Genomic DNA, 24,671 nt, shown 5'->3' with positions numbered 1-24,671 from the left:
TCCTAAAGCCTTAGCCAAACATTGACATGGTTTGGTTCATTTGGGTCATTAATGTATTCATTTGAGTGAACTGTTTTAGGTAACGCTTGTACGACATGTCGTATTTACGCTCTAAAGTAGTTTGTTTATCTGAGATGCGATCAATGTTTGCTTGTAGCGATTCTTTACGAGATTTGAACGCTCCAGAAGAGAATTTGAGGAATGGTTCGACCATAGCATCAATAGAGTCGAGTAAAGCGCCGTCGCCATTGAACATCGCTTCCAAGCCCGCACCGTTGTTTTTTTGTGCCTCGGCAAACTTTTCTTGGTCCACTTTCATTTTGCCATTGCGGTCCAATGTCACACCGATTTCGCTCAAGCGCATGCCGCCGTGCTCACCTCGAACCAGGCTGGTTAACTGGCTTTCAATCGAACGCATAGTTGGATCGCTTGCCAGAGCGCCTCGCTTTTTATCTTCGCCGCCGATTTGCGTGTGCTCATCAATCGCAGATATCAATGTGTTGTAGGCTTCTACGAACTTATTGAGCTGCTCTTTTGTTGCTTCGTCGTCAGCTCCGATACCTAAACCAATAGCGGTTTCTCCTGAGGTTTGAGCCTTGGTAACGGTAATATCTACGCCATCGATAACACCTTCAAACGTATTGCTTGAGTTTGTTAGTTTTAGCCCAGTTCCTTCTGCTCCTAACCAAATCACAGCATCCTGTGGAGCACTTATCTGATTGAGGTTTGTGAATGCATCTTCAAACCAGGCTTGGCCAGTACCAGACGCCGATACGTTGATTTGGTTAGCAACACCAGTTTCAGTGCTTGAAAGCATAAAGTGAGTCTGGCCGTTTGAGCGCACTAAGGTTGCATTTACACCTGGGTTATCGCTGTCGTTATTAATTGCAGTCGCTAAGTCACTTATTGTTGCTGTACCATCACCGTCGGTATCGACTGTTGATAGATCAAGTGTCATCGTTTCACCGTTGATGGTGAATTCGAGAGTTCCTGAAGTCGGAACCTCTGTAGTGGCGTCAAGGTCTGCAGGCATGTCTGTAGAGACTTGATGTGATGTTGCAACTTGTTCAACGAAAATCTGGTAGCTACCGGATAGCGCTTTTGCGTCAGCATTAGCTGTAAAGTAACCTTCTTGAGAAATGCTTGTTGAGTTTTTAATGATGCTGCTAGTACTGCTGTTCATCTCTTTGAGAGCAGTTCGGAACTCACGCATTGCACTTTCAACTTTGCCCAAGGCAGATAACTGAGATTGGTATTTATCGGCTTGTAGCTGATAGCGCTGTTTAAATGGTTGAACGTCGTACGTAGCCAACTTAGTTGCCATGGATATTGGATCTAATGAACTCACGAGCTTATTCCCTCTCTCATCGGTAATTGGCGTAACTCTATGCCTGGAATATATGTCTTATCGCAAGATACGTGCCCAATTGAAATGGGCTTTTAAAACATAAGCTTACGATGTTATCTGGATTTGAGAGGAAGTAGATTTTCCACCTAGTGTGTTCCGCCTTCCTCTAGAAAACATCTAGTGTTTCCTTATAAGACAAGGCGACTAAAAAACTAAATTATTTAATCCACTTTAGGGGGGAGGGAGTTTAAGTAAACTATCAATAGTGCGGTATTTTAGGTTCTTCCTGCTATTTTATTGGGACTATTCCTACATAGTGGGATGTCGCTTTTTGGTATCTTTAACTTGGTATGTATTTGGTGTTTGAAGATATTTTTCCAACGTTAGTTTAACACTTAGATAAGAACGGCAGAAATGAATGAATTTGTTTTGCGACTGATGAAATGTGCTCGATCTTACGAAACGTTTATTAGTGCTAAGTTACTGAGCAAACAAAATATTAATTCAGATGAACTAGCAAGTATCCTACAAGAAGCGATATCCAAGTTCCCTGAGTTGAAAACATATCAGCAAGGACAGGGAAGCGAGACAGTTGAGTTGGAGCTATTTAATAAAGTGCTTCATAATATAATGCGGAAAATAGGTTTTAGAGTACCGGAAGAGCAACGTGGGAATAAAAGCTATATTTATATTCGCAGGTGATAAAAAAGCCTCCCATAGGGAGGCTTTTTATTTTGGTATATTTTATTTCTAGTTCGTTATTAACGAAGTAGAGACATTGCCATACCAGGTAGCTGGTTAGTTTGAGACAGAACTGTCGTACCAGCTTGCATTAGCATTTGGTTCTTAGTCATGTTTGAAGATTCTACAGCGAAATCTGCGTCCATGATACGGCCTTTAGCAGCAGAAGTATTCTCAACCATGTTACCCAGGTTAGTCATAGTGTGCTCAAGACGGTTGATGTTCGCACCAAATTGAGCACGAGTAGCACCGATATCTTCCACTAGACCAGCTGCGCCACTGATTTTATCAAGAGCTGCTTTCGCTTTAGTTGTATCACCGATACCGTCTGTGATTGCTGCGTCAGCAAGAGTCGCTGCAACTTTCTGGATGCTTGCAGATGCGTCAACATCTAGAGTTTCAGCAGAAGAAGCACCGATTTGGAAGGTAACTGCACCAGCTTCAAAACCACCACCAGTTGCTAGTAGTTTTTGGCCACCAAAAGAGGTGTTGTCCACGATGTTCTTTAGTTCAGCTGTAAGCTGTTTAAATTCTGCGTCCATTGCCGCGCGGTCTTTATCGCTGTTTGAACCGTTCAAAGACTGTGTTGCTAGGTCGTTCATACGGTATGTGATGTTAGTCATCTCATCCATTGCGCCTTCAGCTGTTTGCATCATAGAGATGCCGTCTTGAGCGTTACGCATTGCTACTGACATACCACGCGTTTGTGCTTCTAGACGGTTAGCAATTTGAAGACCAGCAGCGTCATCTGCAGCTGAGTTTACACGGTAGCCTGTGCTTAGACGTTCCATTGCGGTGTTTAGAAGACCGCTTGTGTTGTTCAGAGTGTTTTGAGTTACAAGCGATGCGTAGTTAGTGTGCATTGATAAAGCCATCTTAGTCTCCTTAGTTAGTCACTATATCTTTCAGGCCTCGGGATATTCCCTAGTCACTAACTAGAGGCGGTCGGTCAGCTTTAATGATTAATTTGAAAATTAAAAAATTCCTAAAAAAGATCAAAATTGATGATTTTTAGTGACTTGTATTCCATGAAAATACAGATATAACATCAAATAACCTGAATAAGCCTGACTTAATCAGGGAAGCAGTCATCTATCAATATTGTCGTTCTTCGTTATAAATAAAAAAACAGCGCGAATAATTCGCGCTGTTTTATAAAGATTAATAGTTAAAATTCTGTCATTCCTCACCAAAAGATTGAAAAGAGAGGGAGGTCGGGATGTCACTGAAATAACCAAAGTAATAATTGGCCCCTAACAAGCGATAGCGGTTTAGCTCTGTTTGGCTCGCTACCCGCCCGGCTACCCAAGGGTATTTGTGCTTTCTTAAGAACTTAGCAATCGGTAGGAAAGCATGTCTTTCTTCTTTATCCTCTAATGTGACCGATAGTTTGATCATGTCGGGGCTAAAGTCAGCGACTCGTTCGAAGTTCACTTGTGATGTCGCGACTTCAAACCAAAGTGAGTAGGCGTTTTCTCTTAACTTCTCTATCAGCGCTGAGACTTTATCATAGGCGCATAGCGTTTTGTCTGCTTGAAGAGAAGGAATCACATGTTGAAAAGCGGAAGAGTGAAACTGAATCATCTGTTCGAGAAAGTATATGCCTGGTTCCCATAGTAATGCGTCAATTCTTATCGGCACGACGACGTTACTGATTAAGTCGGGGTGAAAGGCTTCTAGCTGAAACTGTGTTTGTCGCAATGCGAGATAAAGGCTGAACAAATCTAGGCAGTACTGCATTTGTTCAGAGAGTTCGAATTGATAGACGCTTTGTTCGCCACGCGTGCCAAATCTCAACGTCAGGTGTTGGAATTCTACCTCGCCTGATTGAGTCTCGCGAATGGCTTGGCACGCGTGTTGAATGTCATTGTGCTTTAAAGCATCAAATACTAATTGATCGTCATCCGTGACGATATGTTGTACTGCGAGACCAACCAAATGTTCGTACATCGCATGTGTTGAAATAAGATTAACCAAGGTTTCCTACCACATTGATTTGTTTGTTTTCTGGAATTTCGTTGTAAGACAATACTGCCAGTCCTTGCGTAAATGTGCGTGCGTAACGAGCCAGAAGTGGACGTAACTGAGGCATAACGAGAAGAATCGGAGGTAATCCCTGTTGTTTGAGCTGTTGTCTTATCAGTGGCAAGTTTTGTTGGAACTGACCAAGAATATTTGGCTCAATTGGGAAGCTGTCTAACATTACTGTACCAGAAGATTGTGCTTGTTGTAGCGAAGTCAGTAGCATTTGTTCTAGTTCATCAGAGAGAGCATAGACATTTAATTCGTTTTTCTGTCCCGCAATCAGGTTTACGAGCGTGCGTTTTAGTGCGCAACGCACATCAGATGCCAGTAAAATCGGGTCTTTAGTGTTTTCCGCGGACTCCAGCATCGTGTTAGCAATCGTACGAATATCTTTTAGTGGCACTTGGTCTAGTAACAACTGGCGATATACTTTGAGTTGCTGCGCAGGGTTAAGTGCCGCGGCTAGGGCTTCGGCTAACTTCGGTGCTTGCTGTGTCAAACGTTGCGTCATGGCTTCAACATCGTCGTGCGTAAACAACTCAGCAAGGTTTGTTTTCATTATCTTGCTAATATGAGTCGCGATGACCGTGCCATCATCGACCACTTGATAACCCATGTTCAGCGCTTTCGCTTTGTCTTGATGTTCAATCCACACTGCTGGTAATTGGTAAGCAGGATCACTGCCCAAAATACCATCTACTTCACCGTACGTTTCGCCGACTGCAATCGCCATCAAACGTTCTGGCTCGATAAAGCCTTGTTCGATCACTTCGCCATTGAGAGAAATTGTATACTGATTCGGCTTAAGGCTTAGGTTGTCTCGAATGCGCACCTCTGGTAATAAAAAGCCGACTTGTTCAGATAGGTTACGGCGCACACCGCGAATACGCTGTGATAAAGGTGCACCTTGTTCTTTGTTGACTAGGTGGACGAGACGGTAACCCAGGGAAAGCGACAACGTTTGAACATGAGGAATGTCTTCCCACGTAAGTGGTGTATCGTCCTCTTGCATGGCTTGTGAAAGTGCTTCGACCTCCTCGATTTGGGAGTCTTGCACGGGCTTTTTCGTTTGACGCCAACCCGCGAAAGCTAAAGCACCCGCGAAAGCAAAAAAGGCCAAATGTGGCATGCCTGGTACCATGCCTATCACAGCCATGATGCCTGCGACGGTAAACAGTGTCGCCGGGGTTGCCAGCAATTGTTTTTGCATGGTTTCCGACATGCCATTATCGCTATCATTAATTCGCGTAACGATAATCGCTGCAGCCGTTGCCAATAGAAGTGACGGAATTTGAGCTACTAAGCCATCACCGATTGTAAGTAGTGCGTATGTTTTAAAGGCGTCAGATGCTGCGAGTCCATGCTCAAAGACGCCGATGCTGATACCACCAATGATGTTGATAAACAGAATCAGCAAACCAGCGATAGCATCGCCTCGCACAAACTTTGAGGCACCGTCCATCGAGCCATGGAAATCGGCTTCGTTAGCGACTTCTTTACGACGCAATCGAGCGGTTTCCTGATCGATAAGACCGGCATTTAAGTCGGCATCAATCGCCATCTGTTTGCCCGGTAAGGCATCCAAAGTAAAGCGCGCTGACACCTCAGAGATACGTTCGCCCCCTTTGGTAATTACGACGAAGTTGATGATCATCAAGATAACAAACACCACCATACCAACGACGTAGTTACCGCCAATAACGACTTCACCGAACGCTTGGATGACTTTACCTGCCGCATCCCCCCCATTATGTCCTTCTAGGAGTACGATTCGTGTGGAAGCGACGTTCAGTGTAAGACGTAATAATGTCGCGACTAACAAAATCGTTGGAAAAACTGAGAAGTCTAATGGTCGCTTTGCGGTAGTGCTGACCAGCAATACTAGGATTGCCAAGACGATATTGAAGGTAAACAACGCATCCAATAGCAGGGGAGGCAAAGGTAAAATCACCATTGCCAAAATCATTAGCAAGACAATTGGAATGCCAATGTAGCCTTTGGTTGATGTTTGAAGTTGTTTTAACCGGTTAAGCATACTTTCGTGTCCTTGGATAAACGCGGGTTAATCAGTGCTGCAAATGTTTTGGAATCGAAAAATGAGGCAAAGGAGTTGGCTCTTTTCCTTCACCTTTACGGAAGGCTTTCAATTGCAAAACGTAAGTAAGAATATGTGCCACGGCAATGTACAGTTGGCTTGGGATTGCTTGTTCAATCGCCGTGGTGTGATAGATCGAACGAGTCAACGGTGGTGAGTTGATGATCTCCACCTTGTTTTCTCGGGCGATTCGTTGAATGTGCATGGCTGTTTCGTCTACGCCTTTTGCAACCACAAATGGAGCATCAGAAAGTGAAGGTTCGTACTTCAGAGCGACAGCGTAGTGAGTTGGGTTAGTGATGATCACGTCAGCCGTTGGTACCATCTTATCGATTTTACGGCGTGCAAACTGCTGTTGAATTTGACGGATTCGCTGCTTTACTTCTGGGCGGCCTTCGTTGTTCTTGAATTCCTCCTTCAGCTCTTGTTTGGTCATACGCAGCTCTTTTAGGTGCTCCCAACGTTGGTAGGGAATGTCTACAACACCAAATAACAACAACGCAAACCCCATCAACAATAAGCCTTCAAAGAGAATAGACATCACGAGGGAAAAGCCTTGGCTTAAAGGTAAGTTTTGCATACCTAGCAGAGGCTGTAAGTGGTTGTCTAAATAGCCATATAAGATGCCGAAAATAACGGCTACTTTGAATGTGGACTTTAAGAGCTCAACCACTGAGCGTGTCGAAAAAATGCGCTTTATCCCACTTAAAGGATTAATTTTGCTCAGCTTTGGCATAACGTTCGCCGGACGGAACATCCAACCGCCTAGTACAAGGCTGCTACCACAGGTCACGATAATAATGACGGTAAACAACGGCAATAGCATGTCGATGATTACCGCTAAACTTTGTCCCAATTGCTCGACAAGCTGTTTCGGGTTTTCTAAGTCGGCTCGCGTCAGCATCATGTTGTAGCGAAAAATGCCTGACATACTTTCCCAAATGCTATTGAGCTGAGAGTAAAAGTAGAGCGCCACCGCTAGAAATATCACTGCAGTAGTAAACTCTTTAGCACGAGGAATTTGTCCTTCCTGACGTGCTTTTTTTACTTTCTGCGGCGAGGCTTTTTCAGTTTTGTCCTGAGACGATTGATCGCTCATGCGCCCCCCAACATAAAGTTACTCAAGTGTCTGATGGTGTCGTGCACAAGCGCGGTGTAGCGACCCGGCACACCAGATACTGAAATTAATACGCTGAACAGGCCAAGAAGCATCGTCATTGGAAAACCTAATGCATACACGTTGAGTGAGGGGGCGGCGCGATTCATCACACCAAAACTGATGTTGGCTAAGAGCATTGAAACAATAGCAGGCAACGCTAGTGCTAAAGCTGAGGCAAACATCCAACCGAAAATATTTACAACGCCTTGCAGAGAAAGCGATGTGATGCCAGAACCGACCGGCCACACGACAAAACTTTGAATCACGATATCAATGACGAGCAAGTGTCCTTCTAGCGCGAGAAATAACAAGGTTGAAAATATAAGAAATATACGGCCCAAAATGGCGACAGAAAGTCCGTTGATAGGATCATTCATCATTGCCATACCCAATCCCATTTGCAGAGAAACGACCTGACCAAGCATGGTGAAAACGTTAAAGAGCATGTGCAAAATTAGCCCAAACATCACGCCCCAAATCGCTTGCTCAAAAGCAAGGAATAGAGACGTCATGGAGAATAATTCGACTTGTGGCATTGGTGGCATCAATGGTGCGGTAATCACGACGATCGAAAGTGCCAGTAAGGTACGGATCCAAACGGGAATGATTGCATCACCAAAGAAGGGCATCGAAATAAATACAGCTCCCACACGAAAAAACGGCCACCAGAGTTGACCGAGTATCGCTGAGAGCTCTGCAAATGTGATGGCCATTAGCCAATCATCCCCGGTATGTTGTGGAATAAGAAATCAAACAGTTCCATGATTTTTCGGAGCATCCAATGACCCGCAAAAATCACCATCAATAGCGTAACGAGCAAACGTGGTAAAAAGCTGAGTGTTTGCTCGTTGATTTGTGTGGCGGCCTGGAAAACGGCGATACACAAACCGACAATTAAGCCAGGAACAACCAGTACCGCAACCATTAAAATGATCAGCCATACTGCATCGGAAAATAACGTTACGGTTAGTTCAGGGGTCATAGCATGCTCCTATTTAACCGAAACTGGCAGATAATGTGCCAACCGTCATTGCCCAGCCATCCACGAGTACAAACACTACCAGTTTAAAAGGGAGTGAAACAATCAAAGGCGATAGCATCATCATACCCATTGCCATGAGCACACTGGCGACAACCAAGTCGATAACTAAGAAGGGGATGAAGAGCATAAAGCCAATTTGAAAGGCGGTTTTTAGTTCACTGATGACAAACGCAGGCAAGACAACCGCAAAAGAAATATCCTCAACGTTTTGGTCGAGTGGTTCATTGGCAATACGCAGCATTTGCTCAAGAGAGCTTTGATGAGTTTGTGCCAGCATGAATTCTCTCACTGGTTTCTCTGCTACAGAGAATGCTTGTATTAGCGTGATTTCACCATTGTCATACGGTTGAAATGCATTTTCATGAATATCGCTCCAAACAGGTCGCATGATCAGCAAGGTCAATGCCAAAGCAATCCCAACCAATACGCGGTTAGGAGGACTTTGTTGAAGACCAAGGGCTTGGCGCAAAATCGCGAGGACGACGATAATCCGAGTAAAGCTCGTTGCCATCAGAATGAATGCTGGAAGAAAACTGAGCGCCGTCATCAACAACAGAATTTGCAATTTAACGCTGTATTCTTGCTGTGTGTCGCCATCAGAAACGGACAAGATAGTTAAGCCGTTGTCTGCCGCCATGGTTGGGAAAGCAAACAAAAGTGACACCAGTACCAAAAGAGGTAACCAACGGTGCCAAGCGCTCAGATTTTTCATTGTGATGCCTACCTAAGATTATTGACCAACGCCACTCAATGCAGAGTCATGTACATCGATCAGACGAAGTCCGTACTTATCATTAACAACGACGACTTCAGCGTGACCCATTAGAGAGCCGTTTACCTTTACGTCTAAAGGCTCACCATTGAGCTTTTCAAGTTCGATAACCGTGCCTTCTCCGGCTTTCATTAAGTCCCCAAGTGGGATTTCTTTGCTTGCAACTTCCAGCGTGACAGTGACGGGAATACTTTTGAAAAAGCTAAGATCACGTTCCGCAGTTGCTGGTTCTTGTTGGAGCGTACTTTCAGCTTCAAAGTCTTCTAATTGAAAGTCGTCAAAGTTCAATTCTTCTGCGTCGAATGCATTCGTTTCTGGCGCTTCGCTCATCGCTGCGGTTCCTTATCAGGGTTAAAGATCAAAACAAGTTGGCCGTCTTGCTCAGCAATACGACCTGTAAATAAAGATTGGTTACCAATGCTGACTGGAACCGTATTAAGAAGCTCAATTGGTAAAATATCGTTAGGTTGTAAGCCTACAACGTCGCTCAACGGCATCTTCTTTTTACTTAAAACAACATTCAGTCGAACAGGCGTTGCCTCTAAAGAGCGACAGAATGGTTGGTACAAATCCGTATCGGGCTGCAGTTCAAGCTGCTCGATCAGTGTTTGAATAAGGTGGCTATCTAGTTTGAGATGAATTGAGCCTTGGTGATCGTCAAACGCGATGTTTAACTGCACGTTAATCCCAATCCCTCGGGGCGCTTCGTACTCACCCATTTCCCACATCTCACCTGGTGCAAGCCAACCAATAATGATACGACTGATTCTCTCTTGTAGGCGGAGGTCACTTGCTGTCAGTGTTGTTGCTGAACGCTCAGTGCTGGCACCATAGAACCGATCCGCCAGTTTTATTAACGTGTGAGCATCTCCATGAACAAATACCATGCCGCCCTCTTGGTGTTGATAGGTTGACGTTTGGTCTTTATCCATTTTTATTGGTGTAAAGCGATGCAAGTCTACAGAGGTTAAGCTAGCTTCCACTTTACTCGTACTGAGCCAATTTTGTAATTCAATCGTAAGGCTGGAACAAGACTCTGAAATCAAGCCTTCAAGCTTTTCACGAATGATATGAATAGGTTTGCCTAATAATTCTACATCAAGTAGTTGAATATCAGAAATAGGCTCGCTAACTCTATTTTCCATTTATATTTTACCGTGCGTTAACAATCGAAACTGTTTTAACTTAATGGCGTGTAGTCTACACAGAAATTTTAATGATCTTTTAGTTTCAAACTCTAAGATTGTGACTTTAGTTCACATGTTGCCTTGAGCATATAGTCTTAATCTTTTAATAAAATTTAAAAAGGGTTAGTTTCCTTTATAAATTGCTTAATAAGAAAATATAAAAATATTAAGCGTTTTTAGTTGTTATTAACTTTTTAAAACCATCTTCATGGTGTAACGGCTAATTTAGATAATTAAAATATAAGACATTGTTTTTAAAGCTTAAATCTTGATTTCAAAGGTTTGGCCATGCTCTTGTGAGTATTTTGTAACCAGTTTCAATATTCAGAATAGGTAATTAACATGATTAGCTATGCCAGTTATCACGGCTTAGTGGCATATTTAATTAAATTGATAAGGTCATGGAATTGTAAGATATACATGAACCCTAACGGTTTAATAAATTGTAAAATATTTATTTTTGTCAGTTTGCTAGTGTCTAAGGTGACATATTCAGGTGAGGTTGTGACCATCCCCATGGACCTTTCAAAGTGGACATATAAAGGAAACAACTTTGAATGCAACTTATTGCACTCAAGCACGCCGTATGGGAAGTTTTATTTCCGTTCGGAACCTAACAATAAAACTTATTTTATTTCCGATATACATTATGAAAATAATAAATGGAAAACGATTGCTCTAATAAGTCAAAGTGCTCCTTGGTCTGGTGAGCTTTATAGAAAAGAGTTTGCCACCCTTGATTTTACTAAGCCATCCCAACGATTTGTCTTCAGCAAAGGTGCTGATGAACTCATGGATTTAATTGCTACTGGTAATTGGGTGACGTTGTCACTAAAGGGAAGTGATGCTTCCTCTTTGTCAGAGATTGTAATTCCGACTATTCAAATTCAAAACGCGCTCAAGTCATTTAATGCCTGTCGAGCGCGTTTGCCTAAGCTTTCGTTTTCAGAGGCACGAAATCTTGTTCTGTCTTTTGACTTTGGTCAGAAGGCGCTCAGTCGTAAGCAGCAAGAAACGCTCGCAGCGCTAAATAGCTATGTATCTGTTGATGATCGTGTGACCAAGATTCTAATTGATGGCCACACCGATAACGTTGGTTCTAGTTTGGCGAACCTTTCAGTATCGCGTACTAGAGCAGAGCAAGTTGCCGAGGCCTTAGTTGAACTTGGTATTGATAAATCGATGCTCGAAACAAGAGCGCATGGTTCTCGTTACCCAATTGCCAGCAATAGTTCGACGAAGGGCCAAGCGAAAAATCGACGCGTAACGTTGCGCCTAGTGAGAGATAACGAGCGAACGGCAGTGAAACACCACCCTGATGTACAACAACAAAATCAACAAACGAAAGTTAAGGTTCAATGATGACGAAAACGAAAATTTTGTTGGTTGAGCCGAATGAAGCTCTTGCTCAACCAGTATTGGATGTGTTGCAAAATGCAGGTTACACCGCAAAACACACTCGTACTGGCCGAGGCGCATTACTTGAAGAGCGAGCAGAAATTACTCTTGTGAGCTCTACTTTACCGGACATGTGTGTCCGCGAGTTTGTTGCTTGCCACCAAAAGCAACGTAACTCTGGTGTTGTTATCGCTATTGTCGATCAAGAGCAGGGAATCTTGGCGGCTGAGACGATGAAATCGGGAGCAACCGATTATCTATTACGCCCATTTGAAGCGAATCAGCTGCTCAATTTACTGAAGCGCGTTGAAGCGCTAGGTAAGCCAATGGCCAACATTGTTGCGGAATCTTGGCGAAGCAAACAGGTACTGCAATTGGCGCATCGTGCCGCTTGCACCAGCGCCAGTGTGTTAATTACAGGCGAATCGGGAACGGGTAAAGAAGTGCTGGCTCGATATGTGCATGAGCACTCTCCACGTATTGATGGTCCATTTGTGGCGGTTAACTGCGCCGCCATTCCAGAGTCGATGCTAGAAGCGGTTCTATTTGGTCATGTAAAAGGTGCCTTCACAGGAGCGACTAACTCTCAAAGCGGTAAGTTTGAAGAAGCGAATGGCGGGACGATTTTGCTAGATGAAATCGGAGAAATGTCCCCTGCAGTTCAAGCCAAGTTATTACGCGTTCTTCAAGAGCGTGAAGTGGAACGCGTAGGTAGCCACAAGGCGGTGAAGCTTGATATTCGTGTTATTGCGGCAACCAATAAAGACTTACGGGAAGAAGTTCAAAAAGGCACATTCCGTGAAGACCTTTATTACCGATTGGATGTTTTGCCTCTGCACTGGCCTCCTTTGCGTGAAAGAAAAGAAGACATTTTACCGATCAGCCAATTCTTTATTGAAAAGTATCAAGATAGCAGTCGCTGTCATCTATCCCAAGATGCGATCAGTGCGCTGAGTCAGTATCACTGGCCAGGTAATATTCGCGAGTTGGAAAATGTCATTCAGCGTGCATTGGTCATGCGTCATGGTGACTACATTACTGCCCATGATCTGATGCTGCCTATTGAACTTGTTGCGCCAGTTCCATCCGCTGAGCCAGCTTCAAGCTTTGGTCATGTAGAAGCGAAGAAGCAGGCCGAATATCAATTTATTTTAGAAAAATTACGTCAGTTTGGTGGAAACCGAACGAAAACCGCAAACGCGCTTGGAGTCTCTACTCGAGCGCTACGCTACAAACTCGCAGCCATGCGAGAACATGGTATTGATTTACAGTCGGCACTAGGCTCGGCTGCCTAATAGGAGAAAAAATAGATGGCAAGTCAACCTACTCATGCGGTCTCGGCAGAGCAACTTATGTTGTCAAAAATGCAGGCGATGCAGGCACAAGTGCAGCCGCCAGAGTTTATCGTGAGTGCAAATCCTTTAGATCAACAATCACTAAACGCACCATTATCGTTCTCACAAGCGATGACAAATGTGTTGGATACAGTGAATCAACATCAATCAGTGGCTAGTCAAAAAATGACGGCCGTAGAAACAGGAAAAAGTGATGACCTAGTTGGTGCGATGGTCGCTAGCCAAAAAGCCAGCTTATCATTTAATGCTTTGATGCAAGTGCGCAACAAAGTCGTGACCTCATTTGAAGATATTATGAAGATGCCGGTGTAATTCATGTCAGAACTAACCCCCCAAGTCGCCGGAAATACAGCCATGACCTCCGGCTCAGCACAGACATTTTCTAGTGCGAATAGCATGGACGATGTAACAACGAAGCTGAAGCAAATCTGGTCGAGTAGCCAGAGAAACCTAGTGTTATCTGCCGTACTCGCTGCGATTGTTGCGGCAATCATTGTGGTCGCTCTTTGGAGTTCCTCACAAAGCTTCCGTCCACTGTATAGCCAACAAGAACGTTTTGATATCGGAGAGATTGTCTCGGTATTAGAAAGTGAAGGTGTGAGCTACCGTATGCAAGAGCAAAATGGCCAAGTTCTTGTGCCAGAAGGCGAAGTTGCGAAAGTTCGCATGTTGCTTGCGTCAAAAGGTGTTAAAGCCAAACTGCCGACAGGTTTGGATTCGCTTAAAGAAGACAGCTCTCTCGGTACAAGCCAATTTATGGAAACGGCGCGTTACCGTCATGGTTTAGAAGGTGAGTTAGTACGCACTATCATGTCTCTGAATTCTGTGGCGAATGCGCGTGTTCACTTAGCTATTCCTCGTCAAACCTTATTTGTTCGTCAAAACAGCGAGAACCCTTCAGCGTCAGTGATGCTTGAGCTGAAACCTGGCGAAGACCTCAAGTCTGAGCAAGTTGAAGCAATCATCAACTTAGTGGTTGGTAGCGTGACGGCGATGAAGCCTGAATTTGTATCTGTTATCGACCAATATGGCCGTTTACTCAGTGCAGATGTTGCTTCGGCGGAAGCAGGTAAAGTCAATGCAAAATACCTTGAATATCAAAAGAACGTTGAGAAGCAGATCATTCAACGCGCAGCAGACATGCTTACGCCAATTGTGGGTCCGAGTAACTTCCGTGTGCAAGTCGCTGCTGATATGGACTTTAGCCAAGTTGAAGAAACGCAAGAGATTTTGGATAACGCACCTGTCGTACGTAACGAGCACACCATTCACAACAACTCAGTTGACCAAATCGCGCTAGGCGTACCAGGTTCTCTAAGCAACCAACCGCCGGTAACTGGTGAAGAAGTAGAAACGAACGATAGCCAAAACACCAACGCACGCTCTGAAGTAAACCGTCAGTATGCAGTGGGGAGTAGTGTTCGTCGTACTCAATACCAACAAGGTCAAATTGAGAAAATGAGCGTGTCGGTACTGTTGAACTCGAAAGCCTCTCCGGATGGTGTTGCTTGGAGTGAAGCAGATAAAGAGCAGATTTCAAATATGATCATGGATGCTGTCGGTATTTCTGCGGCACGAGGTGACAGCTTAAGCTTGATGAGTTTCAACTTCACTCCAATTGAAATTGATGCGCCTCCTGCTCTGCCGTGGTGGCAAGACCCTACAGTACAGCAGCCAATACGTTACGTTATCGGTGGTTTGTTAGGCTTAGCGATGATCTTCTTCGTACTACGCCCATTGATCATGCACCTCACTGGCGTTGATAAGCCAGTACCAGAGTTAGACTTTGCAGAGCCGCAAGAAGAACCTGATTACGACAACCTGCAAACGCGTGAAGAGCGTGAGCATGAAGAAGTGCTTGATCGTCGTCTATCAGAAAAAGGTATCTCAGCCTCTTCCGGTTTAGATGTAAACAGCGACATGCTGCCTCCAGCCGGTTCGCCACTAGAGATTCAATTGAAACACCTACAGCTTATTGCCAATGAAGAGCCAGAGCGCGTAGCCGAAATACTGAAACAATGGGTAAACATCAATGAACACAGTTCCATCAAAGCAGACGCTTAGTTATGTAGAACAAACCGCGCTCGTGCTATTAGGCATGGGCGAGGATGCCGCTGCGAAGGTTTTACAGCACTTTAGCCGTGATGAAACCCAGCGGGTGACTCGTGCAATGGCGAAGTTGAATGGCATTAAGAGCGATTCCGCTCGCGGCGTTATTCAAACTTTCTTTGAAGACTTTCGTGAGCACAGTGGCATTCGTGGAGCTTCTAAAGAATATTTGTCCAATACGCTACGTAAAGCATTGGGTAATGATTTGGCAAAAGGGCTGCTGAATACGCTGTATGGTGATGAAATTCGCAACAATATGCAGCGCTTACAGTGGGTGGAAGCAGAAACGCTTGCTCGTTTCATTGTGAATGAGCACCCGCAAATGCAAGCGATTTTTCTTGCGTATTTGCCAGCCGATAGCTCTTCAGCGGTGTTGAAGCACCTGCCACAAGATTACCATGACGAAATCTTGTTCCGAATTGCTCAGCTGCAAGACATCGATCATCAAGTTGCTATTGATTTGCATGAGCTCGTTGAGCGCTGCATTGAAAAAGTATCTGCAAGCCAAAGCACACCGCTATCTGGTGTCAAGCAAGCTGCTGACATCATTAACCGCTTTGAAGGTGATCGCGGGTCGTTGATGGAAATGCTGAAGTTGCATGATGAAGATGTCGTTAATGCCATTGAAGAGAATATGTTCGACTTTATGGTTCTTGGTCGTCAGCGTGAAGAAACCATGGACATGCTGGTGCAGCAGATCCCACTAGAATTGTGGGCGGTTGCACTTAAAGGTTCAGAAATTACGTTACAGCAAGCCATTAAACGTTCTATGCCTCAGCGTATGGTGAAAGCACTGGAAGACGATATGGAAGCGCGCGGGGCTGTTGCGCTAAGTCGTGTTCAAAAAGCGCGTCAAGACATCATGCAAATGGTGCGTGAGTTGGATGAATCTGGTGAAGTTCAGTTGCTTCTTTATGAAGAGCCAACGGTGGAGTAACGTCATGGTAGAGACAAAATCAAGTACGATGCGACTGCCGCCGAGTGGATACCGTTTGCACCGTTTTCCGCCTTTGGCGCAGCCTAAGGCTATAGAAGACGAATTCGGGCTAGATAACCAAGGTTGGCAAGAGCCGCAAGTTGATATTCAACAGCAGCTTGAAGCCGGTTTTCAACAAGGTTTACAACAAGGTCATGAAGAAGGCTTACGTCAAGGTATCGAGCAGGGTAAGCAACAAGGTCTGTTAGATGGGCAAAAAGAAGGCTTCCAAAAAGGCTTTGTGTCTGGTGAGCAGTCAGGAAAACAGAGCTTTCTAGAGGCGGCGAAACCCGTGAACGAGCTCTTTCATGCGCTGTCTCGTTGGCAAGACGAAAAAGAGCAACAGCAACGTCATATGATTTGTGAGCTGGTACAAAAAGTGGCTCAGCAAGTGATTCGTGCTGAGCTCACTTTAATGCCTCAACAGATCCTTGCCTTGGTGGATGAGACATTGTCTGCCATGCCAGGCAAAGCGGAAACCGTAACCGTGCATTTAAATCCGCAGGATTTAGAACGAATTACTCACATTAATGCTGATCTACCACAATCTTGGAAACTGGTGGCTAATACGGAACTTCCGATTGGTGGCTGCCAACTAGTGACCGATGATGCAGAGGCGGATGCAAGTTGCGACTCTCGTTTAGAAGCCTGTATGGACAATGTAAAACAACACCTTTTGGATGAAGTTAGTATTCCGCAGGTAGAATCAGAGCATGAGTAATACCTTAAGCCATGAGCTATTGAGTGAGCGTTTGAGCGAAGCATTGGCTTCGCTCGATTCAATCCCTGTTGCTCGCGTGACAGGGCGTTTGATTAAAGTAAACGGCTTAATGTTACAAGCCGTTGGGTGCCGGTTTAAACTGGAGCAGCGCTGTCTCGTAGAAACCGCAGAAGGCGACATGATCGAAGCGCAAGTGGTGGGCTTTGAGCACACTATTGCTTACTTAATGCCTATTCGGCGCTTAGGTGGCTTATTTGCTGGTGCGAAAGTCATTCCTCTGGACGGTGACAGTACCGTGCAGTTAAGTGCTCAGTGGTTAGGGCGAGTGCTGAATGGTTTAGGTGAGCCGTTGGACGACGGGGCACCGCTAAAAGGGGGAGATCGTGTTTCACTTGAACCAAAACCGATTAACCCATTGAAGCGACGTCCTGTTGATACCCCACTCAACGTTGGGGTGCGCGCAATCAATGGACTCTTGACCGTCGGAAAAGGGCAACGCATTGGCTTAATGGCGGGCAGTGGTGTCGGTAAAAGTGTTTTAATGGGGATGATCACCAAAAACACCGAAGCCGATGTGATTGTGGTCGGTCTTATTGGTGAGCGAGGCCGAGAGGTACGCGAGTTCATCGAACGAAACTTAACCCCAGAGGCGCGCAAGAAGGCGATTATCATCGCAGCTCCTGCTGATGAATCCCCGCTGATGAGGTTAAGAGCGACACTGCTTTGTCATCGCGTTTCCGAGTATTTTCGAGACCAAGGCAAAGATGTTCTGTTGTTGATGGACTCTCTCACTCGATACGCCATGGCACAGCGTGAAATCGCTCTGTCGTTGGGCGAGCCCCCGGCATCTCGCGGTTATCCGCCCTCTGTCTTCAGCGTGTTACCGCAACTCCTCGAGCGTGCGGGCAACAGTGAAAATCAGCACGGCAGCCTAACCGCAATTTATACCGTGTTGGCGGAAGGGGACGACCAGCAAGATCCTGTCGTGGATTCTGCGCGTGCTATCTTAGATGGGCATGTTGTATTATCGCGTCAACTTGCCGAGCAAGGGCACTATCCTGCCATTGATATTAATGCGTCTATTAGCCGTTGTATGAGTACCTGTACACAGGAGGCGCATAGCACGATCGCGAATAATTTCCGCCAGATGTACTCCAACTATCTTCAGGTGAAAGAACTGTTGCCGTTAGGAGGCTATCAACCGGGGCAAGATCCTGAATTAGATCAATCTGTTGCTATGTATCCAAACTTACGTGCGTATTTACAACAAGCCGCCAATGAGTCAGTGGATTACCCAACCAGTTTGACCGAGCTTGCGCAGCTTTTTCAAAGTGCTTAACCAAATGGGAGTGGTATCGTTGAAATGAAATCCAAGTTAAAAGCAGTGGGTAAGCTGCAACAAATGGAAGAAAAGCAACGTGATCGTGTGGGTCAACAACTTGATGCCATGCGTCAACGTCACTCCCATCTTTCAATGCAGTTGGAACAATTGTCAGCATTGAAAGGCCATGCGGGACAATCAACCAGAACTGTTCCAACACTGACAAGCGCAGCACTGATGAACTTTAATCGTGTCGATCAAATGCTGCAAAAAATGCTTCGCCACCATGAGCATGAACAAGCCGTCATGCAAGCGGAATGTGCGTCTGTACAAAAAACGCTGGAGCACAAACACGCTCGTGTTCAAGGGTTAGAAAAAGTGCTCGAACGATGGCGTACTAAGCAAAATTATGAAAAAGCGAAAAAAGAGCAAAAAATAATAGAAGACATCATCAACTCTCGTGTTAAGCGCAAGATATTATGATGTCTTATCGAAGCTCTTTGGAGCGCGAATAATTTCTGCGGCGTCTTAGCCAACCAAACCAGCCTCCAAGTATGATCATCCCTGCGCCAAGTGCGCCACCACTACTGCCATTATCCTCAAAGCCAGATGTGTTGGTATCTTCTGGTTCAAAGCCGGAATCACCTTCACTATGATAATCTTCTGTGCTTGCTAAGAGAGCATTGTAACGAGTCTTCACTCCCGAGCTGGTTTGGGCTTCAATCCATGTTGTGTAATTTAGAACCTCAGTAAACACACTCGGAATCGCAGCGGATTCACAAACAGAAGAACCATAGCTTACAATACCGATTTGTTGATACATTCCGTTGTTGTCTTGATAGGTGAGAGGGCCACCAGAGTCACCGCTGCAAATACCGGTATAACTGCGCTCAGGAAACCCATTGGCACATAAGCTTTCTTGAGCATTAAACCCGGTCACTAAAGAAGCACATTGCGCATCGGTGAGTGGTTTTACTTCCGCCCATCGCAAATAGTTTGGTCCATTTTCATCGTTGGTCGAGGTTTGCCCTAAACCGAATATCTGATAAACCGATTTGCTGCTGTAATCACCAAAATCTTGCGGCAACGTAATAGATTGAACGTTGTCGGTGATCGGGTGGGTAAGTTCAAGTACGGCGATATCATTAATCCATAAATCACTAGGCTCGTAATTTGGATGGATAGTGATAGAGCGAACATCTTTGAATTCATCAACAAACACATCGTTCATTGTCGGGTTTTTTACTAAGACTCGCAGATCATTGATTGTCCATCCGTCAGAAAAAACACTCGGCTCTACACAATGAGCGGCGGTTAAAATGAAGCGGTCATTAACAACAGTTCCGCCACAGATGTTGGCAAATTGATTAGCGCCAGTTTTGTGTAGAATGAGTCGTGCGAAAAAGGGCAATTGATTTTGAGTGGCTTGCTGGCCGCCTATGATTGCCGTTGATATACCTTGCTCTGAATGAGCGTCTTCACTTTCAGCGACTGCACTCATGGGTACTGCGAGGCAGAGTACGCTTAACCATATTTGATACCGCTTCATAAACCATCCTTGGATGAAAAGTGCTCTTTCTAACTTTATACTAATTTTTCAATGAATGTGCTTAACAAAAGGTTTCTTTAATTGAATGATTGTTGCAACCACGAGCGCAGAAGGTGAAACGATTCCAGCTTTAGCTTGTGTGGTGGGCAAACAAAGTAAAACTGTTGGTTAGGATTAATGACGGGTTTACCCAGCTCGATTAACTGGCCATATTTGATGTCATCTTTCACAAACAAGCGATGAGTCACCAATAAGCCTAAACGACGAGTCGTCGCCTGCACGGCTTGTATCGACATATTAAAAGTGATTGGTTTTTTGCTTTTAGGTCGCAGGATGCCAGTCGCATTCTGCCACACGTTCCAGTCATTTTTTCTTCGTTCGTTAGTGACTTCAATGATGGGATACTGCTTTAACAGTTGAGCGATATTTGAGTCATTCGTCTTAGCTATCAATTCAGGGCTACACACCAAAACCAGTTCATCTTCACTGAGCTTTTCACAGTAATAATCTTGCCATTCCTCGGTGTTTCCATGCACGAGGGCTGCGTCGATACCTTCTTGCTCTAGATTAAACCTGCCAGACAGGTTTGATAAACGAACGTCTAAATGCGGAGCAAAGTCCTGCAAACTAGACATTCGCGGAATCCACCAATGCAGCGCCAAGGAATTCACCATATTAAGCGTAATACGTTGCAAGTTTTGGTCTTGGATTAGCGCTTCTGTGGCATCGACAATTTGTTCTAAAGCTGGCGCAACCTTTCGATAATATTTTTTACCGTCAGCATTAAGTTGAACTTGTCTGCCTACGCGATCAAACAGAGGTTTGTTGACCTGAGTCTCCAGTGATTTTATCGCCTGACTCACCGCCGAATGACTCACACTTAATATCTGCGCTGCTTCTGTCATGCTGCCAGATTCCGCCACGGCGACAAATGCATAGATGGATTTTAGAGGGACTAATTTACGCATATTTTAGAAACCATAACATGATGAGAGATAAGTTAACCTGTAAGTTTTTCTTACATTAATGGTTAATATTACTCGCTATTTACAATAAGTGATATCTCATAAAATACTTCACATATTAAGGAGTATCGAATGAATGCAGTAAATAAATCTATCCTTTTCATGCTGATGTCTACGTTAAGCTTATCTGTTACTGGGTTGTTAGCAAAGCAGTTGACAGGTGAACTTTCCGTCACACTGTTTAGTTTCTTACGCTTTTTGGCTCCTGCACTTATTTTGCTTGTCTTACTTCGTTTCAAAAATCTTACCTTTCCTAAAGCTGGGACGTTAAAACCGATTTTGCTTCGCGCCTTCTGTATCGGCTTATCACAGTTGTGTTTCATCGCGTCATTACAAACGTTAACGCTGGTAGAAGGGGTGGTATTGTTTGCCACTGGCCCATTATTTATTCCTTTGGTTGAAAAGCTGTTTATGGGAGGCCACATTCGCGTTTCAACATTGGCGGCTTTAGCAATGGCGTTTACTGGAGTGGTTATGTTGGCGGGAGTTGGTGGGGAGTTTACTTGGCGCTCGGATTTATTACTCGGTCTAGCTGGTGGACTCTTCAATTCCGGCTCTCAGCTTACGCTATATAAAGTGAGTAAAACTGATATGTCGCCATTAGAAATCAACTTTTGGGCGTTTGGGTTTGCTGCCGTATTTCTGTTACCGCTAACGTTGTTTAACGACATCGATGTTTTCCTCAAAGCCAATGTGATGGAATCTACTGTTTCTTCTAATATGCTGTGGCTCGGTGTGATGTCCCTGATGATCATTAACACCCAAGTTTTCCGCTCCAAAGCGTATCAACTGGCAAGCAGCGGCTCTCAACTTGCACCACTTATTTTTACTAACCTACTGTTCACCGCGGTTTGGCAGAGTGCGTTTTTCGATGACCAAATGACTCAAAGCCAAATTATCGGGATGAGTTTAATCGTGCTCGCAACCATACTGAACACATGTTGGGTTCGCTTTACGGCGCATCGTGGTGGTAGGTTACAAGCGAGAACTTCTTAGCCTGTCGGAAAATAGAGGATTAAGTTAGACAAATCAGAGGTGTGGTTTGATTTTTTCTGACAATGAACTAGCGTCAAGAAAGGTTCAGGGAGAGAAATAATGCTTACGCTAAATTATTACGTTGAGATTTCAGCTACACCGCAACGGGTGTGGGAAGTGCTAACCGATGCTGAGTTATACAAACGCTGGGCACAGGTTTTCTCACCCCAGTCTCAATTTGATGGGATATGGGAAGAAGGGCAAGACATCACTTTTTTTGATCCCGATATGGGCGGAACGCGAGCTACTATCGATATCGTGCAACCGCAACAGCGTCTTGAATTTCATCACATTGCCATTTTTAATCCGGATAATAGGCAGCAATTGGATGGGGATTTAGCATCTAAGTGGATTGGATCACGAGAGATCTATCAGATCGACACCAATAGTGATCGTTTGTTACTCAATGTCACCATTCATACGCACAGCGACTTTGTTTCTATGTTTAATCACGGATGGGAAAAAGCGTTGCCCCTAATAAAAGCCATCAGTGAGGAGCAAGCTTAAGTCTAATACTCATCTTAGGCTGACGGTACGTCACGTGTAGGTATACAATAGCACGCAAGATAGCGCACCTAAGAGAGTGGATGATGGAATTTAAAGTTGATACCCATACACATACGTACGCCAGTGGTCATGCGTACAGCACCTTGATTGAAAATGCAAAATTGGCGAAAGAGAACGGCTTGGATATGTTCTGTACGACCGATCACGCAGAATCAATGCCGGGCGCGCCGCATTACTGGTTTTTCTCCAACCAAAAAATCCTGCCTCGATTTTTAGACGGTATCGCGATCATTCGGGGTGTGGAATCCAACATTCTTAATACCGAAGGCGACATCGATATTCCGCTGAGTGTCGATCGTAACCTAGATTGGGTTATTGCAAGTTTCCATGAGCCTGTTTTTCGTCCTGCAAACAAAGAAACTCATACGGAAGCGCTCATTAATGTGATTCAAAACGGTCGTATTGATGCGCTTGGCCATCTTGGGAATCCAAATTTCGACTTTGATTTTCAGGCCGTTTTAACGTGCGCGAAAGAGCATAATGTTGCGATTGAAATCAATAACACCACGCTAAAAGGGAATAGCCGAGTGGGTAGCGTAGACCGTTGCCACGAGATTGCACAAATCGGTAAAGATCTCGGTGTCTTCTTCACAACGGGAAGTGATGCACATTTCTGTCATGATGTTGGTAATCTGGATTTGGTTGGAGAGCTAATGGATAGAGTGGGTATCGATAGCAAAAAAGTGATTACTCACACCGCTCAGCAGTTTTTGTCTTTCTTAGCTCTGAGAGGCCGTAAGCCAATTCCAGAGTATGACGACATTCGCAACGCATAAACTTGATTACATTTTAGGTATGCACCTGGCGTAAGATTGCTTTACACTGCGACCCGGAAATACTCAACTAAGCTAGTTTGTCGCCTTTTATGGCGTGGGTTACTTGGGTAAATAAAGCCGACACAGAATTCGGCACTATAAATGGAGAAGTGAAAATGTTACGTCCTTTAGTCCTAGGGTGTGCGATTGCGTTTGGCTCAACATACGCAATGGCAGAAGCGGTTGATTTAAAACAAAACATGAAGCAGATGAAGATGGAATTCAAACAGGCGGCAGAAGCGTCGGATGTTGAAACCATGAAGTCTGCAATTGATAGCTTGCAAGCAATCGTCGAGCAATCTAAGCGCGGCAACTATCCACCAGAGAAATTCGATACCTACTTAGAAGGCTTTAATAAACTAACGGTAACGTTAGACAAGATTGAGGCAGACTTAGACGCTGGTAACCTGCAAGACGCGAAAGCACAATTACGTGAAATTGATAGCCTACGTGAAGAATACCACGACAAGCGTAACCCAAGTATTTGGAGTAAGCTGTTCGGCTAATCGCGATAAAAGCTGACAATAGAATATGAAAATAGCCTGCCGTTTTGGTGGGCTTTTTTGTGTCTGTCAATTGCGTTATTGAAGAAAAGCTGTGAGGTGGCAACCACTTATTGATCCTGTTTTTGAGCTAGCACTCAGAATTAGTTACGCTGAATTAAATTTGTTAAGTCACCGTTATGCGTAGATTAATTCCTTTTTATCGCTCCATGCTATTTGCTAGTGCTCTAAGTTGGGTGCTAGTGACGCTGATGCCTGTTATCAATGCTCATGGTAACAGCATGGGCGTGTGGGCGACGCTATGTACGCTTAATGGTTTTGAATTGGTTCAAATCGAAGAAAGTGACAATGCCGTCAGCCATAAAGGCAAACCTTGTCCTTTTAGCCACTTCTCGACCTTTCATCATGATTCACTTCCAACTACACCAATACTTCCACAACTGAGCTTGGTCATTTCTGAAAGCTACACTTTTTTGGCTCTAAGTGTACGATTTGAAACGCCAGTTCCTCGTGCCCCACCAAAGTTAGCGTTGATAAACTTCTAGCGGCAAGCCATCTGGATCTTTGAAAAAGGTAAACGCTTTGCCTGTAAATTCATCGATGCGAATGGGCTCTACCTCAATTTCTCTCGTCTCTAAATATTCTTTAACATGCTCGACATCATCCACTTGAAAAGCAAGGTGGCGTAACCCCTGAGCTTCAGGAAAGCTCGGTCTCTCTGGTGCGTCCGGAAAGCTAAATAGTTCAACTTGGCTACCGTCAGGTAAAGCGAGGTCAAGCTTGTAGGAGTCTCTGGCTTCACGATAATTTTCAGCAATGACTTTTAGCCCTAACAATTCGGTGTAAAAGCGTTTTGACCTTGGATAATCACTGCAAATGATCGCGACGTGATGAATGGCATTAAACATGGTTAGCCTCTTCAAACATG

The 24,671-nt window shown here is 44.6% G+C and carries 27 protein-coding genes; 14 read left to right on the top strand and 13 right to left on the bottom strand.

Annotated elements, in window-relative coordinates; all coding sequences use genetic code 11:
• Positions 1-10 precede the first annotated feature (10 nt).
• A complete protein-coding gene (fliD, locus tag CBX98_RS11325; protein WP_109169233.1) occupies positions 11-1,348 on the bottom strand; it encodes a flagellar filament capping protein FliD in 1,338 nt (445 codons plus the stop codon).
• A gap of 414 nt (positions 1,349-1,762) precedes the next feature.
• Here fliD and CBX98_RS11320 point away from each other — a divergent pair, with 414 nt between their 5' ends.
• Complete coding sequence (locus tag CBX98_RS11320; RefSeq protein WP_053807552.1) at positions 1,763-2,050, top strand: hypothetical protein; 288 nt, start codon at positions 1,763-1,765, stop codon at positions 2,048-2,050.
• A 59-nt stretch (positions 2,051-2,109) separates the two neighbouring features.
• Here the strand turns inward: CBX98_RS11320 and lafA are convergent, their stop codons facing one another.
• The 9 genes from lafA to CBX98_RS11275 all read right to left on the bottom strand — a co-directional run bounded on the left by lafA (position 2,110) and on the right by CBX98_RS11275 (position 10,327).
• On the bottom strand, positions 2,110-2,964 hold the full coding sequence (gene lafA, locus CBX98_RS11315; protein WP_053807553.1) for a lateral flagellin LafA: 855 nt from the start codon (positions 2,962-2,964) through the stop codon (positions 2,110-2,112).
• Positions 2,965-3,268: 304 nt separating this feature from the next.
• Positions 3,269-4,039: an EAL domain-containing protein gene (locus CBX98_RS11310; RefSeq protein ID WP_046875750.1), complete on the bottom strand. Its 771-nt coding sequence runs from the start codon at positions 4,037-4,039 to the stop codon at positions 3,269-3,271.
• 19 nt (positions 4,040-4,058) lie between these two features.
• The gene (gene flhA / locus CBX98_RS11305) at positions 4,059-6,149 is read right to left on the bottom strand and encodes a flagellar biosynthesis protein FlhA (protein ID WP_006741984.1); all 2,091 of its coding nucleotides are present in this window, start codon (positions 6,147-6,149) and stop codon (positions 4,059-4,061) included.
• Positions 6,150-6,180: 31 nt separating this feature from the next.
• The gene (gene flhB, locus CBX98_RS11300; RefSeq protein WP_006741983.1) at positions 6,181-7,308 is read right to left on the bottom strand and encodes a flagellar biosynthesis protein FlhB; all 1,128 of its coding nucleotides are present in this window, start codon (positions 7,306-7,308) and stop codon (positions 6,181-6,183) included.
• The gene (gene fliR, locus CBX98_RS11295; RefSeq protein WP_006741982.1) at positions 7,305-8,081 is read right to left on the bottom strand and encodes a flagellar biosynthetic protein FliR; all 777 of its coding nucleotides are present in this window, start codon (positions 8,079-8,081) and stop codon (positions 7,305-7,307) included. Before fliR ends, flhB begins: the two co-directional genes overlap by 4 nt.
• Positions 8,081-8,350: a flagellar biosynthesis protein FliQ gene (gene fliQ / locus CBX98_RS11290; protein ID WP_005375036.1), complete on the bottom strand. Its 270-nt coding sequence runs from the start codon at positions 8,348-8,350 to the stop codon at positions 8,081-8,083. The genes fliR and fliQ overlap by 1 nt, the downstream gene beginning before the upstream one ends.
• Before the next feature lie 13 nt (positions 8,351-8,363).
• Positions 8,364-9,122, bottom strand: a complete 759-nt coding sequence (gene fliP / locus CBX98_RS11285; RefSeq protein WP_005398045.1) for a flagellar type III secretion system pore protein FliP — start codon at positions 9,120-9,122, stop codon at positions 8,364-8,366.
• Positions 9,123-9,140: 18 nt separating this feature from the next.
• Positions 9,141-9,512, bottom strand: a complete 372-nt coding sequence (gene fliN, locus CBX98_RS11280; protein WP_005398044.1) for a flagellar motor switch protein FliN — start codon at positions 9,510-9,512, stop codon at positions 9,141-9,143.
• Positions 9,509-10,327 carry a flagellar motor switch protein FliM gene (locus CBX98_RS11275; protein WP_005398043.1) on the bottom strand — a complete coding sequence of 273 codons (819 nt, stop codon included), beginning with the start codon at positions 10,325-10,327 and terminating at the stop codon, positions 9,509-9,511. The genes fliN and CBX98_RS11275 overlap by 4 nt, the downstream gene beginning before the upstream one ends.
• A 384-nt stretch (positions 10,328-10,711) precedes the next feature.
• Here CBX98_RS11275 and CBX98_RS11270 point away from each other — a divergent pair, with 384 nt between their 5' ends.
• The 8 genes from CBX98_RS11270 to fliJ are packed head-to-tail and all read left to right on the top strand — an operon-like array spanning position 10,712 to position 18,732.
• Positions 10,712-11,731, top strand: coding sequence for an OmpA family protein (locus CBX98_RS11270; protein ID WP_109169232.1), 1,020 nt, complete (start codon positions 10,712-10,714; stop codon positions 11,729-11,731).
• Positions 11,731-13,062 carry a sigma-54 dependent transcriptional regulator gene (locus CBX98_RS11265; protein WP_006741978.1) on the top strand — a complete coding sequence of 444 codons (1,332 nt, stop codon included), beginning with the start codon at positions 11,731-11,733 and terminating at the stop codon, positions 13,060-13,062. Before CBX98_RS11270 ends, CBX98_RS11265 begins: the two co-directional genes overlap by 1 nt.
• 15 nt (positions 13,063-13,077) lie before the next feature.
• Complete coding sequence (fliE, locus tag CBX98_RS11260) at positions 13,078-13,434, top strand: flagellar hook-basal body complex protein FliE (RefSeq protein ID WP_005375045.1); 357 nt, start codon at positions 13,078-13,080, stop codon at positions 13,432-13,434.
• Positions 13,435-13,437: 3 nt separating this feature from the next.
• On the top strand, positions 13,438-15,186 hold the full coding sequence (gene fliF / locus CBX98_RS11255) for a flagellar basal-body MS-ring/collar protein FliF (RefSeq protein WP_109169231.1): 1,749 nt from the start codon (positions 13,438-13,440) through the stop codon (positions 15,184-15,186).
• Positions 15,155-16,168 carry a flagellar motor switch protein FliG gene (locus CBX98_RS11250; RefSeq protein WP_005394839.1) on the top strand — a complete coding sequence of 338 codons (1,014 nt, stop codon included), beginning with the start codon at positions 15,155-15,157 and terminating at the stop codon, positions 16,166-16,168. Before fliF ends, CBX98_RS11250 begins: the two co-directional genes overlap by 32 nt.
• A 4-nt stretch (positions 16,169-16,172) precedes the next feature.
• Complete coding sequence (gene fliH / locus CBX98_RS11245; protein ID WP_005394841.1) at positions 16,173-16,928, top strand: flagellar assembly protein FliH; 756 nt, start codon at positions 16,173-16,175, stop codon at positions 16,926-16,928.
• Positions 16,921-18,267: a flagellar protein export ATPase FliI gene (gene fliI, locus CBX98_RS11240; protein WP_005394843.1), complete on the top strand. Its 1,347-nt coding sequence runs from the start codon at positions 16,921-16,923 to the stop codon at positions 18,265-18,267. Before fliH ends, fliI begins: the two co-directional genes overlap by 8 nt.
• Positions 18,268-18,291: 24 nt before the next feature.
• Positions 18,292-18,732 carry a flagellar export protein FliJ gene (gene fliJ / locus CBX98_RS11235; RefSeq protein WP_005394844.1) on the top strand — a complete coding sequence of 147 codons (441 nt, stop codon included), beginning with the start codon at positions 18,292-18,294 and terminating at the stop codon, positions 18,730-18,732.
• A 4-nt stretch (positions 18,733-18,736) separates the two neighbouring features.
• Here fliJ and CBX98_RS11230 read toward each other — a convergent pair whose 3' ends face one another.
• A complete protein-coding gene (locus tag CBX98_RS11230; RefSeq protein WP_242446585.1) occupies positions 18,737-19,750 on the bottom strand; it encodes a serine protease in 1,014 nt (337 codons plus the stop codon).
• Positions 19,751-19,875: 125 nt separating this feature from the next.
• Positions 19,876-20,766 (bottom strand): LysR substrate-binding domain-containing protein, encoded by an 891-nt coding sequence (locus CBX98_RS11225; protein ID WP_109169229.1) that lies wholly within the window; start codon positions 20,764-20,766, stop codon positions 19,876-19,878.
• Positions 20,767-20,895: 129 nt separating this feature from the next.
• Between CBX98_RS11225 and CBX98_RS11220 the strand changes: the two genes are divergently transcribed.
• The 5 genes from CBX98_RS11220 (at position 20,896) to CBX98_RS11200 (ending at position 24,288) form a co-directional block, all read left to right on the top strand.
• Positions 20,896-21,819, top strand: a complete 924-nt coding sequence (locus tag CBX98_RS11220; RefSeq protein WP_109169228.1) for a DMT family transporter — start codon at positions 20,896-20,898, stop codon at positions 21,817-21,819.
• Positions 21,820-21,918: 99 nt separating this feature from the next.
• Positions 21,919-22,365 (top strand): SRPBCC domain-containing protein, encoded by a 447-nt coding sequence (locus tag CBX98_RS11215; RefSeq protein WP_109169227.1) that lies wholly within the window; start codon positions 21,919-21,921, stop codon positions 22,363-22,365.
• Positions 22,366-22,448: 83 nt separating this feature from the next.
• On the top strand, positions 22,449-23,201 hold the full coding sequence (locus CBX98_RS11210) for a phosphatase (RefSeq protein ID WP_170902869.1): 753 nt from the start codon (positions 22,449-22,451) through the stop codon (positions 23,199-23,201).
• Positions 23,202-23,356: 155 nt separating this feature from the next.
• Complete coding sequence (locus tag CBX98_RS11205) at positions 23,357-23,746, top strand: cytochrome b562 (RefSeq protein ID WP_005394852.1); 390 nt, start codon at positions 23,357-23,359, stop codon at positions 23,744-23,746.
• Between the two features lie 176 nt (positions 23,747-23,922).
• Positions 23,923-24,288, top strand: a complete 366-nt coding sequence (locus tag CBX98_RS11200; RefSeq protein ID WP_080619260.1) for a hypothetical protein — start codon at positions 23,923-23,925, stop codon at positions 24,286-24,288.
• Here the strand turns inward: CBX98_RS11200 and CBX98_RS11195 are convergent.
• On the bottom strand, positions 24,268-24,651 hold the full coding sequence (locus CBX98_RS11195) for a VOC family protein (protein WP_048625392.1): 384 nt from the start codon (positions 24,649-24,651) through the stop codon (positions 24,268-24,270). The two genes, CBX98_RS11200 and CBX98_RS11195, sit on opposite strands and share 21 nt — an antisense overlap.
• Positions 24,652-24,671: the final 20 nt, after the last annotated feature.

Source organism: Vibrio sp. T9 (assembly GCF_003123985.1).
Lineage (GTDB): Bacteria > Pseudomonadota > Gammaproteobacteria > Enterobacterales > Vibrionaceae > Vibrio > Vibrio diabolicus.
This window is presented reverse-complemented; position numbering and strand designations above follow the sequence as displayed.

Bases quoted from the DNA above. Each gene is read 5' to 3' on its own strand.
- CBX98_RS11320 (WP_053807552.1), top strand. From the start codon at position 1,763: ATGAATGAATTTGTTTTGCGACTGATGAAATGTGCTCGATCTTACGAA.
- lafA (WP_053807553.1), bottom strand. From the start codon at position 2,964: ATGGCTTTATCAATGCACACTAACTACGCATCGCTTGTAACTCAAAAC.
- CBX98_RS11310 (WP_046875750.1), bottom strand. From the start codon at position 4,039: ATGTACGAACATTTGGTTGGTCTCGCAGTACAACATATCGTCACGGAT.
- flhA (WP_006741984.1), bottom strand. From the start codon at position 6,149: ATGCTTAACCGGTTAAAACAACTTCAAACATCAACCAAAGGCTACATT.
- flhB (WP_006741983.1), bottom strand. From the start codon at position 7,308: ATGAGCGATCAATCGTCTCAGGACAAAACTGAAAAAGCCTCGCCGCAG.
- fliR (WP_006741982.1), bottom strand. From the start codon at position 8,081: ATGGCCATCACATTTGCAGAGCTCTCAGCGATACTCGGTCAACTCTGG.
- fliQ (WP_005375036.1), bottom strand. From the start codon at position 8,350: ATGACCCCTGAACTAACCGTAACGTTATTTTCCGATGCAGTATGGCTG.
- fliP (WP_005398045.1), bottom strand. From the start codon at position 9,122: ATGAAAAATCTGAGCGCTTGGCACCGTTGGTTACCTCTTTTGGTACTG.
- fliN (WP_005398044.1), bottom strand. From the start codon at position 9,512: ATGAGCGAAGCGCCAGAAACGAATGCATTCGACGCAGAAGAATTGAAC.
- CBX98_RS11275 (WP_005398043.1), bottom strand. From the start codon at position 10,327: ATGGAAAATAGAGTTAGCGAGCCTATTTCTGATATTCAACTACTTGAT.
- CBX98_RS11270 (WP_109169232.1), top strand. From the start codon at position 10,712: ATGATTAGCTATGCCAGTTATCACGGCTTAGTGGCATATTTAATTAAA.
- CBX98_RS11265 (WP_006741978.1), top strand. From the start codon at position 11,731: ATGACGAAAACGAAAATTTTGTTGGTTGAGCCGAATGAAGCTCTTGCT.
- fliE (WP_005375045.1), top strand. From the start codon at position 13,078: ATGGCAAGTCAACCTACTCATGCGGTCTCGGCAGAGCAACTTATGTTG.
- fliF (WP_109169231.1), top strand. From the start codon at position 13,438: ATGTCAGAACTAACCCCCCAAGTCGCCGGAAATACAGCCATGACCTCC.
- CBX98_RS11250 (WP_005394839.1), top strand. From the start codon at position 15,155: ATGAACACAGTTCCATCAAAGCAGACGCTTAGTTATGTAGAACAAACC.
- fliH (WP_005394841.1), top strand. From the start codon at position 16,173: ATGGTAGAGACAAAATCAAGTACGATGCGACTGCCGCCGAGTGGATAC.
- fliI (WP_005394843.1), top strand. From the start codon at position 16,921: ATGAGTAATACCTTAAGCCATGAGCTATTGAGTGAGCGTTTGAGCGAA.
- fliJ (WP_005394844.1), top strand. From the start codon at position 18,292: ATGAAATCCAAGTTAAAAGCAGTGGGTAAGCTGCAACAAATGGAAGAA.
- CBX98_RS11230 (WP_242446585.1), bottom strand. From the start codon at position 19,750: ATGAGTGCAGTCGCTGAAAGTGAAGACGCTCATTCAGAGCAAGGTATA.
- CBX98_RS11225 (WP_109169229.1), bottom strand. From the start codon at position 20,766: ATGCGTAAATTAGTCCCTCTAAAATCCATCTATGCATTTGTCGCCGTG.
- CBX98_RS11220 (WP_109169228.1), top strand. From the start codon at position 20,896: ATGAATGCAGTAAATAAATCTATCCTTTTCATGCTGATGTCTACGTTA.
- CBX98_RS11215 (WP_109169227.1), top strand. From the start codon at position 21,919: ATGCTTACGCTAAATTATTACGTTGAGATTTCAGCTACACCGCAACGG.
- CBX98_RS11210 (WP_170902869.1), top strand. From the start codon at position 22,449: ATGGAATTTAAAGTTGATACCCATACACATACGTACGCCAGTGGTCAT.
- CBX98_RS11205 (WP_005394852.1), top strand. From the start codon at position 23,357: ATGTTACGTCCTTTAGTCCTAGGGTGTGCGATTGCGTTTGGCTCAACA.
- CBX98_RS11200 (WP_080619260.1), top strand. From the start codon at position 23,923: ATGCGTAGATTAATTCCTTTTTATCGCTCCATGCTATTTGCTAGTGCT.
- CBX98_RS11195 (WP_048625392.1), bottom strand. From the start codon at position 24,651: ATGTTTAATGCCATTCATCACGTCGCGATCATTTGCAGTGATTATCCA.